This is a genomic window from Pelagibacterium sp. (genome assembly GCF_965249125.1).
Lineage (GTDB): Bacteria > Pseudomonadota > Alphaproteobacteria > Rhizobiales > Devosiaceae > Pelagibacterium.
In genome coordinates, this window is the sequence record NZ_OZ252217.1 from 3,496,525 (window position 1) to 3,510,436 (window position 13,912).

General features: G+C 62.3%; 11 protein-coding genes. 2 read left to right on the forward strand and 9 right to left on the reverse strand.

Annotation, left to right across the window (positions count from 1 at the left end; translation table 11 throughout):
* Positions 1–509: 509 nt before the first annotated feature.
* From ACP148_RS17000 to ACP148_RS17015, 4 genes are all read right to left on the reverse strand, one after another.
* On the reverse strand, positions 510–818 hold the full coding sequence (locus ACP148_RS17000; RefSeq protein ID WP_425033599.1) for a YciI family protein: 309 nt from the start codon (positions 816–818) through the stop codon (positions 510–512).
* On the reverse strand, positions 818–1,858 hold the full coding sequence (locus tag ACP148_RS17005) for an aspartate-semialdehyde dehydrogenase (protein ID WP_425033600.1): 1,041 nt from the start codon (positions 1,856–1,858) through the stop codon (positions 818–820). The genes ACP148_RS17000 and ACP148_RS17005 overlap by 1 nt, the downstream gene beginning before the upstream one ends.
* A gap of 335 nt (positions 1,859–2,193) precedes the next feature.
* Positions 2,194–2,751, reverse strand: coding sequence for a fasciclin domain-containing protein (locus ACP148_RS17010; protein ID WP_421953042.1), 558 nt, complete (start codon positions 2,749–2,751; stop codon positions 2,194–2,196).
* Positions 2,752–2,864: 113 nt separating this feature from the next.
* Positions 2,865–3,431 (reverse strand): acyloxyacyl hydrolase, encoded by a 567-nt coding sequence (locus ACP148_RS17015; protein WP_421953041.1) that lies wholly within the window; start codon positions 3,429–3,431, stop codon positions 2,865–2,867.
* Positions 3,432–3,585: 154 nt separating this feature from the next.
* Here ACP148_RS17015 and ACP148_RS17020 point away from each other — a divergent pair, with 154 nt between their 5' ends.
* Positions 3,586–4,578 carry an LLM class flavin-dependent oxidoreductase gene (locus tag ACP148_RS17020; RefSeq protein ID WP_421953040.1) on the forward strand — a complete coding sequence of 331 codons (993 nt, stop codon included), beginning with the start codon at positions 3,586–3,588 and terminating at the stop codon, positions 4,576–4,578.
* 43 nt (positions 4,579–4,621) lie between these two features.
* Here ACP148_RS17020 and ACP148_RS17025 read toward each other — a convergent pair whose 3' ends face one another.
* Positions 4,622–5,797 carry a GGDEF domain-containing protein gene (locus ACP148_RS17025; protein WP_421953039.1) on the reverse strand — a complete coding sequence of 392 codons (1,176 nt, stop codon included), beginning with the start codon at positions 5,795–5,797 and terminating at the stop codon, positions 4,622–4,624.
* A 190-nt stretch (positions 5,798–5,987) separates the two neighbouring features.
* Between ACP148_RS17025 and ACP148_RS17030 the strand changes: the two genes are divergently transcribed.
* Positions 5,988–6,311, forward strand: a complete 324-nt coding sequence (locus tag ACP148_RS17030) for a hypothetical protein (protein ID WP_421953038.1) — start codon at positions 5,988–5,990, stop codon at positions 6,309–6,311.
* On the opposite strand, the gene ACP148_RS17035 is transcribed toward ACP148_RS17030, so the two are convergent.
* The 4 genes from ACP148_RS17035 to ACP148_RS17050 all read right to left on the reverse strand — a co-directional run bounded on the left by ACP148_RS17035 (position 6,303) and on the right by ACP148_RS17050 (position 13,895).
* Positions 6,303–6,734 (reverse strand): metallopeptidase family protein, encoded by a 432-nt coding sequence (locus ACP148_RS17035; RefSeq protein WP_421953037.1) that lies wholly within the window; start codon positions 6,732–6,734, stop codon positions 6,303–6,305. The genes ACP148_RS17030 and ACP148_RS17035 overlap by 9 nt on opposite strands.
* Positions 6,735–6,796: 62 nt before the next feature.
* Complete coding sequence (leuC, locus tag ACP148_RS17040) at positions 6,797–8,206, reverse strand: 3-isopropylmalate dehydratase large subunit (protein ID WP_421953036.1); 1,410 nt, start codon at positions 8,204–8,206, stop codon at positions 6,797–6,799.
* Positions 8,207–8,334: 128 nt separating this feature from the next.
* Positions 8,335–8,865: an inorganic diphosphatase gene (ppa, locus tag ACP148_RS17045; RefSeq protein ID WP_421953035.1), complete on the reverse strand. Its 531-nt coding sequence runs from the start codon at positions 8,863–8,865 to the stop codon at positions 8,335–8,337.
* Positions 8,866–9,137: 272 nt separating this feature from the next.
* Entirely contained in the window at positions 9,138–13,895 is a 4,758-nt protein-coding gene (locus ACP148_RS17050) for an NAD-glutamate dehydrogenase (RefSeq protein ID WP_421953034.1), read from the reverse strand.
* Positions 13,896–13,912 lie beyond the last annotated feature (17 nt).

Here is a 13,912-nt window from a genome sequence, read left to right on the forward strand (position 1 = left end):
AAGAAGGGCGGGAAGGTGTGCTCTAGCGCAATGCCGCGAGGCTGTCATCCGGCGGTGAACAGCAAAGCAAGGCCCCCTCACCCGTATGGCTGCGCCATCCGACCTCTCCCCCTCAGGGAGAGGTGAACAATGTCCGCCAGCGCCGGAAGCACCTCTGCTCCATAGAGAGAGGTTTCTTTCGCTGCCGGAGCGAGATGAGGCTCGGCCCCCTCACCCCAACCCTCTCCCAAAAGGGGCGAGGGAGTGAGGCTGCGGCTTCCCCGACGCCGCGATCTATCTCCAGCGCTTCGGCAATATGAACCCTCGCCCCTTCGGGGAGACTTCGAACCGCCTTGCCATTCGTGCCAGTGGCACGAATGGAGGCGAGAAGGCCGGCAGGCCGGTGAGGGGGCCTTGGCTAGAGCCGTTCAGGATCTGATTGAATCAAATCCTTGTCTCTAAACCTTTGTTTTGTCGCGCGTCCGAACCGATAAAGTGGTATCCACTTTATCTGGACACGCTCTAAAAGATCAGCGCGGCGCGATAGCCACGTCTTCATAGCCCGGAGCCGTGCCCCAGGCGTTGATTGTGGTGGTGGCGCGCAGGCCATGAATCTGGAAGGGGTCCCTGGCGATGATCGCCTCGACTTCTTCTTTCGTATCGGCTTGGAAAATCCACAAGCCGCCGACCGGCGCGCCATCGGGCTCGGCGCGCATGGCGCCCGCCAGCAGGATCTGGCCCTTGTATTCGCGCAGATAGGCCTGATGGTCCGCTGTGTGAGCGGCGCGGATTTCCGCGGCGCCCTCGGTCTTGTCGGTGAAAAGAGCGGCCCAGCGCATCAGGCCGCCTTGGTGTTCATCAGACCGCGCGAAATCAGCGTTTCGGCGATCTGGATGGTGTTGAGCGCCGCGCCCTTGCGCAGATTGTCCGAGACCACCCACATGACGAGGCCGTTTTCGACGGTGGCGTCCTCGCGGATGCGGCTGACATAGGTCGCGTCTTCGCCCTTGGCTTCGACGGGGGTCGCGTAGCCACCGTTCTCGCGCTTGTCGAGCACCACGAGACCGGGCGCATCGCGCAGCGCATCGCGTGCCTCATCGGGCGTGATGGGCCGGGCGAACTCCATGTTGACGGCTTCGGAATGGCCAACGAACACCGGCACGCGCACGGCGGTGCAGGTGACCTTGATCCGGGGGTCGAGCATCTTTTTGGTCTCGGCGAGCACCTTCCACTCTTCCTTGGTGTAGCCGTCTTCCATGAACACATCGATGTGCGGAATGACGTTGAAGGCGATCTGCTTGGTGAACTTTGCGGGCGTGGGGGTATCGTTGACGAAAATGCCCTTGGTCTGGTTCCACAATTCGTCCATGGCGTCCTTGCCGCCGCCGGAAACCGACTGGTAGGTCGAAACAACGATGCGGGTCAGTTGCGCCAGATCGTGCAGGGGCTTGAGGGCCACAACGAGCTGGGCCGTCGAGCAATTGGGATTGGCGATGATGTTCTTGCGGTCGTTCCTGGCCATATAGGCATCGAGAACGTCGGCATTGACTTCCGGTACGATCAGCGGGACGTCCTCGTGGTAGCGGAAGGCCGAGGAATTATCGATGACGATGGCGCCGGTCGCGCCGATCTTGGGCGCCCATTGCTTGGAAATGTCGCCGCCCGCGCTCATCAGAACGAAATCGGTGCCGGTAAAATCGAAATCGTCGAGGTTCTTGCACTTGAGAACCTTGTCCCCGAAGCTCACCTCGCGTCCGACCGAGCGCGAGGACGCCAGCGGCACCAATTCGTCGATCGGAAAATTGCGCTCGGCGAGAATGTCGAGCATTTCGCGGCCCACATTGCCCGTGGCACCGACGATTGCAACCTTGTAACCCATGATATTTCTTATCCTTTCACCCCACCTCCCGCGCCGCGGGGATGAACCCGCTCGGCCACAAGTGACTTTGCCGCCCTCCCCGCCGGGAGGAGCTGGCCCGGGGAGCGCGTCAAGCGGTTTTGGTGGTGGTTTTGAGTGCGAACGGTCTTGTCCCGGCGCGATCGCCGGGCCTATCGAGCAGCGCTGTCATGGTCGAAAAACCCATGGAAAAGGGCTCCTGCCGTTCACGATCAGCTTCATACGCGGTTCTTGGTGCTTTGCCAAGGTCGGCGCGAAACGCAAAAGGCCCCGCCGCAAGCGACGGGGCCTCCAAACGCTAGGGGAAATGCGTTCTCTCAGTTGGGCACGAGCACCGAATCGACAACGTGGATCACCCCGTTCGACTGGTTGACATCGGCGATGGTGATATCGGCCACCGAGCGGCTTTCATCGACCACCTTGAGCGAACCGCCGATGATCTGGAAGCCCAGAAGGTCGCCCGAAACTGTCGTGAGACCGAACGAGCCGCCGTTTTCCTCGGCCATGGCCATCAGCTGCGCGGCCGAATAATTGCCGGCGATGACGTGGGCGGTCAGAACCTTCTGCAGCATTTCAAGGTTTTCAGGCTCGAGCAGCGTATCGACGGTGCCGGCGGGCAGATCGCCAAACGCGGCGTTGGTCGGCGCAAAGACAGTGAACGGGCCCGGACCCTGGAGCGTATCGACGAGCCCGGCGGCCTGGACGGCGGCAACCAGCGTCGTGTGATCGGCCGAATTGACGGCGTTTTCGATGATGTTCATTTCAGGCGACATCGGCGCGCCGCCGACCATCGGATTGTCCTGGGCGAAAATTGCGCTCGAAGCGCCGAACGAAACGGCGACACCGAGCGCGAGAGCGGAAACGAATTTGAGCATGGTGATCCCCCCTTATGGGAATGATTGGGCATCGGCCCCATTGGCCGTGCTGACAGGGGGAATTACGGGCGATCTCTCAAAAGAGTTTCAGCGCGCCCGATTTCGCCTTTGTCTCAGAACTTGAAGCCCACCATGAGCCCGATATTGGAGAGCCCGTCATTGGGTGAGCAGAGCTCGAGATTGGAGATGTGCTCATAGCGCAGCGTGACGGTAACGTTCTCGCTCACATTGGCCCCGATGCCGGCCGCATCGTAGAAATTGAACGAGCAGCCGAAATTGCGCGCCGGCCGGGCTGCGCCCGACAAGGCGCCATCGGTGACCGCGGCACCGAATCCCAGTTCGAGATAGAGCGGGGTTTCGAACACAGGGATCTGCCAGTTGAGATTGGCGTGAACGATATTTTCACGGCCGTTGAAATTGAGCGTCGCCCCCACTTCGGGCCGCGGCGAGCCGATCCAGCGGAACGCCTCGATATCGGGGGAGGTAAACAGCGCCGAAAATTTCACATCCTCAAGGCGTGAGAAATCCCAGTTGTTTCCGGTGGGCAGGAAACCGCCATAGGCCGAATGGTAGAATAGGCCGGCCCGCACTTCATCAAGACCGAACTCCTGAGCCGAAGCCGCTTGAGCGCCGGACCCCGCCAGAAGGGCCAGAGCCAGGGCGGCGAGTGGACGATTCATGAACTTGGCCTCGGTTACGCGGAGATGGGGCAATGCACCTCAAAGGTGTCCGCTTGTCAATTGCAGGCGGGCAACAGTGCGGTCTATCGTATTTTGGCGATAAAATGGTTCCGGGCGGCTTGAACCAAAGCGCGCCTTCTCCCATCTTGGCAAAATGACTTTGCCCCCGCTTTCCATCCAGGACCTTGCGCCGATCTCGCAAGGCTATTCCACCACCGACGCACTCTCCAAAACTCTCGATCTGGCCCGGCTGGGCGACGAGATGGGATTTGCGCGCCTCTGGTATGCCGAACATCACGGCATGGCCTCGATCGCCTCCTCGGCTCCCGACATATTGATCGCCCATGCGGCGGCGCACACCAAGCGCATCAATGTCGGTGCGGGCGGAGTGATGCTGCCCAACCACGTGCCCTTGCGGGTGGTTGAAACCTATCGCACCCTCGAAGGGCTCTATCCCGGCCGCATCGATCTGGGGATCGGGCGGGCCGGCGGTTCGGACGGGCTGACCCTGCGCGCCCTGCGCTCGACCAATGGCGAGGATTTCCCGCACGAGTTCGCCGAGATGCTGGCCTATGAGCGCGGCGGGTTTCCAGACGATCACCCACTGGCCCGCGTCAAGGTGGTGCCCGCCGAAATCGTCCTGCCCCCCATCTGGCTTCTGGGCTCGTCCGGAGCGTCGGCGCAGATGGCCGGGCAATACGGGATCGGCTACGCCTTCGCCTCGCATTTTTCGCCGACACCGGCCGGGCCGGCCTTCGATGCCTATCGGCGCAGTTTCCGGCCGTCGGACCAGTTTTCGTCCCCGCACGCGATCTTGTGCGTGGCGGTGATCTGCGCGCCGACCGACGAGGAGGCCAAACATCTTTCAAAATCGATGGAACTGACCTGGCTGCGGCTGCGCTCGAACGACCCGCAAAAGATCGCGCCGCCCGAAGAGGCCGACGCCTATCCCTGGACCGATCAGGAGCGGGCCTTCGTTCAAACCCAGTCCAAGCTCTGGATCGTGGGCAGCCCCGAAACGGTAAAGGCGAAAATCGCCGAGAAGGTAAGGGAAACCAATGCCGACGAGGTGATGGTTTCGACAACCATCCACGATTACGACAAGCGCCTGGAGAGCTACCGGCTGCTCAAGCAGATTTGGGGATAGAGCGTGTCCAGATAAAGTGGATACCACTTATCCTGGAAGCGCTCTAGCCCTGCCGGATATTGGACAGGTCGAAACTGGAGCGGGCGGCCAGTCGCACGCAATTGCCGCCGGCCCTTTCGGCTTCATCGAGCGCCCAAAGGCCGCGTGCCAGCAGGTCGGCATAAACCTCGCCCTTCTCGCGCTCGGTAATCCCGATGCTCAGCGTCACGGGCCGGTCCGGTTCGCTCAGGTTTGCACTCGCCGCAACACGCAGCGCCTCTGCGGTTCGCCGCGCCGCCATGAGATTGGTGTGGGGAGAAAGGATAGCGAAGTCGCGGTCGGCCATGCGCCCCACCAGCGCGTCCCGCGATACATGGTCGCCGATCAGAGCGGCCATGGCCCGCAAAGGCAGGGCCAGGGCGTATGAAGGCGCGGCCGCCTTGATGGCGATCAGGGTCAGGGTCAGGTCCACGCGTTCGGTTGACTCAGCCTCGGCCAGGGCCAGCGCGCGCCGCTCGGCATGGGTTGTAAAGCCCTGGCGGCTGAGCAGGCCCGTTTCGTCGTCCCGTTCGGCTTTCTGGACCAGGCGTCCCGCGGTATCGCTGAGCAAAAGCGCCAGGCCGCCGCTCGCCAGAATCAGCAAAAGGACAGCGCCTGATGCCGTCGAAAGGCCGGCATAGACAGTGGCGGAAAAGCCCGACGCCGTTGCGCCGACACCGCCGGTCCACAGCGCAAGGAAGGGCTTGGCCAGGAAGTGCAGTGCGAGGAACGCGAAAAGCCAGATGAACATCCGGTCGAGTCGTTTTTTCGAACGCGAACGCCAGATGACCGACAGCGAGAGAAGGCTGAGAAGCGCATAGGGAATCTGGTAAAGGAACTGGCGGACGAAATCCTCGCGCGGCAGGTCGAGGATGAGCCAGTAGAGCAGGGCGGATGCCGTGCCAATGGCCCAGCCGCCGCCCGGGTGAAGGTCCACCCGATAGCGTATGGCAAGGCCGTATGCGAGGAGAACGAACATCGCAACCATCGCCAACGCAATCACCATGCGCGTCGGCCCCGGGTAAAATCCCGTCGTCAGGACGATCTCGCCAAGAAAACTGATGGCGGCCGCCGCGAACGCGCCGGAAAACCACAGGGCCGCGCGATTTTTGGGATCAAAGCGCGCAAGGCCCAGGAAAACCAGGGCTTCGATGGTGCAAAGGGCGACAATGACCCAAAATACAAGCAACGCGCCGGTCATGGTAGGCTAGTCCAAAGTTCGTTGGCGCCCCCGTGTTCGCGGATGAGGGCAGGTCATTTCGCCACGCGATCAAGAGCCCGGCGCACTGGCGTAACGCGTTCTGCATGGGTCTGCCAAGCCCATGTTTGTCGCAACGCCTGGGGCGCCGTCGCCGTTATTGGGCAGAATGGATCAATTGGAGAGACAGGAAATGGCCAAAGTGCTCAGCGAACTTCGAGAAATACGGGAATGGACGGAGGCCCGCGGCGGCAACCCGATCATGGCCGACATGCCCGAAACCGGCGGCAGGGAACAGCATCTTTTGGGGCTCACATTCGACCAGCACATGCTCAATGCCGATTCCAACGAGGGGCCCGACCGGCCGGGCAGCCATTTCGATCTCGTCGATTGGGAGACATGGTATGAAGCGCTCGGGGCGCAGGAGCTGGTCCTTGTCGTCGATGACGATATCGAAGGCGATACCTATGCCGATTACCGCTTCATGAGCCGGAAAGAGGCCGAACGCTCAACGTAACCCGTCATCGATGGCATACATGTCATCGTCGGACAGGCCGAAATGATGGCCGATCTCGTGCACCAGGACGTGGGTGACGATTTCGCCCAGCGTGTCGGTATGCTCGGCCCAATAGTCCAGGATCGGACGGCGGTAGAGCCACACCCGATTGGGCATCTGGCCGGTATGGGGGACGACGCCGTCATCGGTCATGCCGATCCCCTCGAACAGCCCCATCAACTCGAACGGACTTTCAAGGTCCATGTCCTTGCAGATGTCTTCGGTGGGAAATTCGGCGACCCGGCATTCGACGCCACGCGACATCGACCTGAAAGGCTCGGGCAGCGCCTCGAGCGCTTCAACGGCCAGGGCTTCGATGTCGTCGAGCGAGGGGGCCGAGAGCGGCCCCCACAATTTTGCGTCGCCTTCGGACGGTTCGGCCATGAACATTCCTTTCGTCGCGTTCCCGAACCGAAAAACCGGGACCACTTTTTCTGGGAACGCTCCTACTGATTGGGCCACTCGCGGATATCGACGAAATGGCCCTTGATGGCGGCGGCGGCGGCCATGATGGGGGACACCAGATGCGTGCGGCCCTTGAAACCCTGGCGGCCCTCGAAATTGCGGTTCGAGGTCGAGGCGCAGCGCTCGCCGGGAGCGAGCTTGTCGGCGTTCATGGCCAGGCACATCGAGCAGCCCGGTTCGCGCCAGTCGAACCCGGCCTCGATGAAGATCTTGTCGAGCCCTTCGGCCTCGGCCTGAGCCTTGACCAGTCCGGAACCCGGCACGACCATGGCGTTGACGCGCTGGTGGACCTTGTGGCCCTTGACCACGGCGGCTGCGGCCCGCAGATCCTCGATCCGGCCATTGGTGCATGAGCCAAGAAACACCCGGTCGAGTTCGATGTCGGTGATCCTGGTTCCGGCGGTCAGCCCCATATATTCGAGCGCCCGCTTTTTCGATGCCCGCCGGTTGGCGTCGGCGATATCGTCGGGGTTGGGCACCACCCCGGTCACCGAGATCACGTCTTCGGGGGACGAACCCCATGAGACGATGGGGGGCAGATTGGCGGCGTCGAGCACCACTTCCTTGTCAAATGTAGCGCCCTCGTCGGTATAGAGGGTCTTCCAGTAATCGAGCGCCATGTCGTAGGCCGCGCCCTTGGGCGCGCGGGGGCGGTCCTTGACATAGCGATAAGTCTTTTCGTCGGGCGCGATCAGCCCGGCGCGGGCTCCACCCTCGATAGTCATGTTGCAGACCGTCATGCGGCCTTCCATGGACAATTCGCGGATCGCCTGGCCGGCAAACTCGATGACGTGGCCGTTGCCGCCCGCCGTGCCCGTCTCGCCGATGATCGCCAGGATAATGTCCTTGGCGGTTACCCCGGCGGGAAGCGAGCCGTTGACGGTCACCCGCATGTTCTTGGCTTTGGACTGAATCAGCGTCTGGGTGGCCAGAACGTGCTCGACTTCCGAGGTGCCGATACCGTGGGCCAGCGCCCCGAAAGCGCCATGGGTCGAGGTGTGGCTGTCGCCGCAGACGATCGTCATGCCCGGCAGGGTAAAGCCCTGCTCGGGACCGACGATGTGGACGATACCCTGGCGCATGTCGAGTTCGTTGTAATATTCGACACCGAAATCGACAGCATTCTGGGCGAGCGTATCGACCTGGATTTTCGATTCAGGATCATCGATCCCATGGGTGCGGTCCGAGGTCGGCACGTTATGATCGACGACGGCCAGCGTGCGCTCGGGGGCGCGCACCTTGCGGCCGGACAGGCGTAGACCCTCGAACGCCTGCGGGCTCGTGACTTCGTGGACGAGGTGACGGTCGATATAGAGAATGGCGGTGCCATCCTCGTTATATGCGACAACGTGGTCGTCCCAGATCTTGTCATAGAGGGTCTTTGCGCTCATCGGGCCGTCAATCCATATCTCGTGAGGTATCCGTACCAGCGGGTACGGTTGGCTGTTTTACGCCCGCAACCCCCATGGGGTCAAGAGTTGCGGGCCAAGGATTCAGGCACGGCCGATGAGCGAGGGGTTTAGCCCTTTTTGGCCAGTTCCATGGACTCCAGGATCACCCTGCGTGCGTCTTCGACGCCGCCGATCCGATCGATCTTGGCCCATTTGCCCAGCTCGAGATCCTTGTAGTGCATGAAGAAATGCTTGACGCGTTCGACCTGAATCTCGGGCAGGTCGGTCACATCGGTAATACCGTCATACATGCGGGTGAGCTTGGACACCGGCACGGCGAGGATTTTTTCATCCTGACCGCCATCGTCTTCCATGAACAGCACCCCAACCGGGCGCGAGCGCACCACGGCGCCGGGAACCAGCGGGCGCGAATTGAGAACGATCACGTCGAGCGGATCGCCATCGCCGCACAGCGTGTGGGGCACAAAGCCGTAATTGCCGGGGTAACGCATCGGGGTATAAAGAAAGCGGTCGACGAACAGCGCGCCGGAATCCTTGTCGATCTCGTATTTGATCGGCTCGCCGCCCAGCGGCACTTCGATGATGACATTGAGGTCTTCGGGCGGGTTCTTGCCCGCCGGGATCGCGTCGATATTCATTTTGCCGTTCAGTCCTGAACTTTGGGGAGGAGGAGTCCGGCAGCTTTTTGCCTATCGGGCACACCAAATGCAAGGTGTTTCGGGATCGCCCCAGCATGCCCGCGCCAGAGAACCGAACACCCTCCGCCATACGGCCCGGTCGCCTAGCCTTAGATCAAATCCGCTTTTCGCTGGCGCGGCCCTTCGGGTCTTCGAATCGCGGATTCGATCTAAGTCCTTGTTTCGTCGCGCGTCCGAACCGCAAAACCGTTTCCACTTTTGCTGGACGCGCTCTAGCTGGTTGCCAAATCGCTCAGCAGCCCGGCGGCGACCGAAAGGCGTGAGATGGTCAGATCGCCGGCAATCAGGTCGGCCACGGTTTCGCCCATGCGGGAAATCGTGGCTGCGCGTGGCGCCTTCCAGGCAGCGATACGGTCCTCGACCGGTCCGTCGCCGGACGACAGGATATCGGCTGAAAGGTCGCGCAGGCCACGGGTCAGATTGGCCAGGGCCCTGTCGATCGCCATGCGGTCGAACCTGTCGGCGGCATCGATGGCGGCGCCCTGTTCGGTCAACCGGCCCAGCCTGAACATTTCGATCACCGCAAACATGGCCCTGGCGGCGTCGAGCACTTCGGCATTGCATTTGTGAGCCACAAGCACCGCGTCGGGGGCCAGCGAGAGCACCGAGAGCGCGGCAATGGATCGGGCAAGGTCGGGCGGGGTGCCGCCGGCCTCAAATCCCAGTTCCTGGGCGGCGACAGCTTCGGCAAGAAAGGGGGAGACCAGATCGGACAGCGCAGCCCTTATTGTCGATATGCCGGTGCGATAACGCTCGATCATGTCCGACAGGCCGCCGGAAAAATCCTCATTGCGCAGGAACCACAGCGCCATGCCCACCTGAAGTCCCTGGACCTCGGCGTACAGCGCGAGCTGGGTCTGGCCCGAAATCGTGGTGTCGAGAGCGTCAATGGCGGCGTTGAGCCCGGCCAGATCGAAACTGTCGCGCGCGGCGGCATAGGCAAAAGCCACAGCGCCCGGTTCGGCGGCGGTGATCGCGGTCAGCCGCGTCACGAAAGCGGGCCCGCCGCGATTGATCATCGCGTTGGACAGCACCGTTGCAATCACCTCGCGCCGCAGGCGGTGGTTCTCGATTGTGTCGGGGTAGCGCGATTTGAGCGTTTCGGGAAAGTAACGGAACAATTCGCGCGCCAGATAGGGATCGTCAGGAACCGGGGATTCGAGCAGATCGCCATACAGCGTCAATTTGGCGTAGGCGAGCAGCACTGCAAGTTCGGGCCGGGTCAGCGCGACCTCGCTGGCAGCGCGCTCGGCCAGCATCGCATCGTCGGGCAGATATTCGACGGTCCTGTTGAGGGCACCCGCTGTTTCGAGCTCGTCGATGAAATCGACAAGATCGGGGAAATCGGTCATGCCCCGCCGCTGGGCGAGAGACAGTGCGAGGGTCTGAAGATAATTGTTGCGCAGGCAAAGTTCGGCGACCTCGTCGGTCATCCCGGTCAGGAAGACATTGCGGTCCTCCATCGCCAGAGAGCCCGAGCGCACCATGTCGGACAGCGCTATCTTGATGTTGACCTCAAGGTCGGATGAATTGACGCCGGCGGAATTGTCGATGGCGTCGGTGTTGATGCGGCCGCCATTGAGCGCATATTCGATGCGCCCGCGCTGGGTGAGCCCGAGATTGGCGCCCTCGCCGACCACCTTGGCCCGCACCGCCTGTGCAGGCACGCGAATGGCGTCATTGGCCTTGTCGCCGACCAATGCGTCGGTTTCGTCGGTCGCGCGGATATAGGTGCCGATGCCGCCAAACCATAAAAGATCGATATCGGCCCTAAGGATCGCCGACATGATTTCGCTGGGCGAGGCGCTGACCCCGGTCAGGTCCAGAAGCGTCTGCATCTGGGGAGAGAGCGGGATGGACTTGGCCTGGCGCGAAAACACCCCGCCGCCCCCGGAAATCAGCCCGACGTCATAGTCCTGCCAGCTCGATCGCGGCAGCGCGAACAGGCGCTCGCGCTCGGCAAAACTCTTTTCGATATCGGGTTCGGGATCGATGAAGATATCGCGGTGATCGAAGGCGGCCACCAACCGGATTTTCGGCGACAGCAACATGCCATTGCCGAAAACGTCGCCGCTCATGTCGCCGACGCCGGCCACGGTAAAGGGTTGAGTCTGGATATCGATGTCGATTTCACGGAAATGGCGCTTGACCGCCTCCCAGCCACCGCGGGCCGTAATGCCCATCTTCTTGTGGTCGTATCCGGCCGATCCGCCCGAGGCAAAGGCGTCGCCGAGCCAGAAATCGCGGCTTTCGGAGATGGCGTTGGCCGTATCGGAAAAACTCGCCGTGCCCTTGTCGGCGGCGACAACGAGATAGGGATCGTCCCCGTCACGCCTGAAAATTTCCTCGGGCGGCAGGACCGTGTCAGCAATCAGATTGTCGGTCACGTCGAGCAGGCTGGAGACGAAAATCTTGTAGCAGGCAGTGCCTTCGGCCAGGAAGGTATCGCGGTCGGGACTGGCTGGCATGAGGCGCGGCACGAATCCGCCCTTGGCGCCAACCGGAACGATCACCGCGTTCTTGACCATCTGTGCCTTGACCAGTCCCAGGATTTCAGTGCGGAAATCCTCGGCGCGGTCCGACCAGCGCAATCCCCCGCGGGCAATCGGCCCGCCGCGCATGTGGATGCCCTCGACGCGCGGGGAATAGACGAAAATCTCGCGCCAGGGCCGTGGTTGGGGGATGCCTTCGAGCCGCGTGGCGTCGAACTTGATGGCGAGCGCCGGGCGCGGCCTGCCGTCGATGCGCTGGTAGAGATTTGTCCGAACACTCGCTTCGATCAGATTGAGCAGGCGCCGGATGATCCGATCCTCGTCGATCGAAACTATGGTTTCGAGCCCGGCAGAAATTTCGGCGCGCAACGCTTGAGCCACCGCCTCGCGGTCGGCGTCGAGGTGGGGATCGTGCAGGGTGTGGAACAGTTCGACCAGCGCCCGGGCAGTGGCCGGATGGACCGAAAGGGCCGTCCAGATATAGGTCTGGGACCAGGCGATGCCGACCTGTTTGAGGTAGCGCCCCAGCGCGCGCAATATGGCAACGTCGATGTGGCCGAGCCCTGCCGTGAGGGTCAGCCGATTGTAGCCATCGTTTTCAACGAGCCCGCTGGAGACCGCGAGGATGCCGTCCTCAATGCGGCGGGCGCTCTCGCCCAGATCGATTTCCGTGCCATCGCTGGTCTTGATCGCCATGGCGTGCAAAAAGCGCGGCTGCGGCCCGAGCGGGCGTATGGTGTAGGTGCGCTCGTCGATCACCGAAAATCCGAAATTTTCCAGCATCGGCACCCGGGCCGAAAGCGGAATGGGATCGGCCCTGTGATAAACATTGAGCGTCAGGCTCGAGGGCCCGTCGCCCCCCCGGCTCAGGCGCACGGCCAGAGGGTTGTCCGGCCCCAGCGCCTTGAATACGGCAATGTCGTCTAGGGCGTCGGCGTGCGAGTGGGCCACCTGGTAATCGGCGGAAAAGGCGCTTGCATAGTCGGCTATGTCGCCGGCATGGGGCGCCGCCGAGAGCAGGCGGTCGGCAAAGGTGCGGGTCAGTTCGGAAATTTCCGCTTCCAGTGCCTCGCGATCGGGGCGCGGGGTGGGGCCGCCATTGCGCCCGATGATGAAATGGACGCGTGCCAGATCGCCTTCGGGGAAGCCCGGAGCAAAGGCCGAGACCCGCCCGTCATAGCGGTTGGCGAGATGCTCGCCGATCCGCGCGCGGACGTTGGAATCGAAGCGGTCGCGCGGCAGGTACACGAGAACCGAAACGAAATTGTCGAACCGGTCGATACGCGGCAGCACCCGGACGCGTGGCCGGTCGGGCAGCGTGGCGATCACATTGGCGAACTCGAAAAGCTCGTCCTGGGAAATCTGGAACAGCTCGTCACGCGGATAATTGTCCAGCGTGTTCATCAACGCCTTGCCCGCGTGCGAGCGCGCGTCGAAACCGGACTGGCGCATGACCTCGGCGATCTTGCGCCGGATCAGGGGCACCTCGTTGGCCGGGGTCGCCAGCGAAGCCGAGGTAAAAAGCCCCAATATGCGCAATTCGCCGGTGATCGTTCCGTCGGCATCGAAGGTCTTGATGCCCACATAGTCCATATGCACGCGCCTGTGCACAAGTGAACGCCGATTGGCCTTGGTGACCATCAGCGGCTCGTCGGTGTCGAGAAACGCCAGATGCTGGTCGTTCATGTGGACGTAGCGCGTGCCCTGGCGCAGGTAGAGATAGGAAGGGTCGCGCAATATGCCCAGGCCCGAGCCCTCGACGGGGATCAGGGTCTGCTCGCCGCTTTCGCCGGCCAGCCGGTATTGGCGCATCCCGAGAAAGGTAAAATTGTGATCGGCCAGCCAGGCGAGAAAATGGATCGCCTCGGTCAGTGCCTGTTCGCGCATGGCCGGTGGGTGGGACCGATAGGCGACCACAGCGGCGCGCAGACGCTCGAGCATGTCGCGCCAGTCGACGACGGCGGCGCGAACCTGCGCCATGGTCTGGGTCAGTTCCTCGGAAATGACAGAGAGCGCATGGGGATCGGAGGGCGTGTCGATATGGACCTGGAGCACGCTTTCCTTGCGCACCCCCTCGGATTCCTCGATCACCTGCCAGGGGGTGGTGGCATCGTCCACAGCGACTGTGGGATGGGTCATGAATCGGATCGAACCGCCGGCGGCCCTTATGGCCGCGAGCGCCGAATCGACGATGAACGGGGTATCGGCCGAATAGATGTCGATGATGGTTATTCCCGACACGATCTCGGCGTCGGGCGTCCAGATGCGGATGTCGGCCTTGCCGGGGGTGCGTTGGCCGATATGGGAAAAGGTCGTGGCCAGAAGCTCTTGAAGCATTTGGGCCGGATAAAGCAGCAGATCCTGCTCGTCGGCGGAACGCAGTGCGTTGGTCACGAACCGGGCCAGTTGCGGCTTTTCCGACCTCAGGGCGATCAGGCGGTCACGCCAGGGGCGCAGTGTTTCGGTTGTGTCGATCATCTCCCGGCGTCCCTCAA